Source organism: Alkalibacterium sp. m-11 (assembly GCF_054658155.1).
The window spans coordinates 1-311 of record NZ_BAAGIR010000432.1 but is presented as its reverse complement, the minus strand read 5'-3'; the positions used below and the strand labels follow the sequence as shown (position 1 = coordinate 311).

At 38.3% G+C, this 311-nt stretch carries 1 protein-coding gene; it reads right to left on the bottom strand.

Annotated features, from left to right (window positions below; genetic code table 11):
* On the bottom strand, positions 1–203 hold a 203-nt coding region (locus ACYQ2O_RS13075), incomplete at its 3' end, for a helix-turn-helix domain-containing protein (RefSeq protein WP_459771569.1).
* Positions 204–311: the final 108 nt, after the last annotated feature.

Here is a 311-nt window from a genome sequence, read left to right as displayed (position 1 = left end):
AGACTATCAACCGCTTTCATAAAAGGAAACTCTTCTTTGTACTGAGCGGGCGTATTGTTGAGCATTTGTTTCGTCTCTTTATAGTGGTCGATCTTGTCGCTAAGCATTTGGTTATAAATGAAGCGGGTACAACCAAAACAGTTCGCAAAATAGTTTTTTTGTTCTTCATTTGGGTAGAGCCGATACTTATAAGCTTTCAACATATTCTTCACCTCCTCTTACGCTTTGTTACTTGATTATACTGTGAAAATACCGTACAATCAAGTCGGAGGTGAGTATATGTCTGACAAAGAGCGCGTAGAAATACGTAT